The organism is Listeria sp. SHR_NRA_18 (assembly GCF_003856515.1).
GTDB lineage: Bacteria > Bacillota > Bacilli > Lactobacillales > Listeriaceae > Listeria_A > Listeria_A newyorkensis.
On record NZ_QPKR01000041.1, the window covers coordinates 1 to 1208 of the forward strand.

General features: G+C 40.1%; 1 protein-coding gene. It reads left to right on the forward strand.

The annotated features are described in order from the left end of the window. The coding region (locus tag DUK53_RS17670; protein ID WP_236637330.1) for a toxin Cry1Ac domain D-VI-related protein at positions 1-888 on the forward strand (888 nt) is incomplete at its 5' end. Positions 889-1208 lie beyond the last annotated feature (320 nt).

The window sequence follows — 1208 nt, forward strand, 5'->3', positions numbered from 1 at the left end:
GGGAAAATCAATACAGCCGTCATGGATGCAGGATACGCAAAGAATATGGTCTTGCTGGAACTAGCAGCTAACAAGCTGTTGGATGCAAAAGGCGCACTTGTGAAAGATGCAGACATCGATGCTGCTAAAAAGCGTGCGAATGAGTTAAAAGGCTTTAAACCAGCGTTTACGGCGTTGCAAGAGCAAAAAATAAACAATGCAATTAGTCAAAAAACAGCGATTCAAGCAGCCGTTGTAAAAGTGAATCAACTCTTTACAACAGCAACTAAAACAACCGTGAAACCTGGGATTAGCAGAGCGGCGTACAATGAGGCGAAAAAACAAGTCGATGCAATCCAGCAGGAAGCAACAAGAACGACATTGCAAAAAGAACTAAACAAAGTGAGTGCGTATTTACTGGATCAGGAGCAACAGCAGGTCGCGAAGGAAGAAGAGACGAAGCAACAAGCGGCAACAGAAACAGCGCCAGAAAGCACGACGCGAGGGCAACAGGAATCTAACACAAATAACGGATCAAGTAGTTCATCCAGTAATAACGATTCGTCATCTTCCAGTTCCAATAACCAGTCTTCATCCAAGAATAGTGCACAAAGCAATGCAGGATCAAATAATTCAAGTAGTTCACAAAGCAGTTCATCTAGTGCACAGCCAAAAAGTAATCCTTCTAGTTCCCAAACACCAAACGCAGGTGGTAGTGGAAATAAATCATCTTCGAACTCTAATGGAAGCAGCAAGGGGAACAGCGGTAGTCAAACAGCACCCAAAAGTAACAGTGGTGGAAGTACAGGAAACAAAGATAAGCCAGGCCAATCCTATGAAGGAAATAAAACAAACCAAGGATCAATGGATTCAGACGATGGACGTGAATGGGGCACTATTGAATGGTAAAAATCTTTAGAGACGTTGTAAATGAAACGTCTCTTTTTTATGCCTTAATTTAGAAATGAGGGAATAAAGTTGCAAATTAGAGCACCTACAGAAGTAATTGAAGAAGTCATTTGAAAGACCTAAAAAAAATCGGAGGTAAAAAAATGAATAAACTGAAACTATTCAAAAAAGGGTTTTCTATTTTCATGATTGCTCTTATTACATTATCGACAGTATTTACACCATTAAAAAATGTTTTTGCAAGTGAAGTAAACGGTCTTGAAACAAGTCCTGATGGGGAATTGAAGTCTAAAGAAATGGAAGAAGCGCTGAAAAAAGGG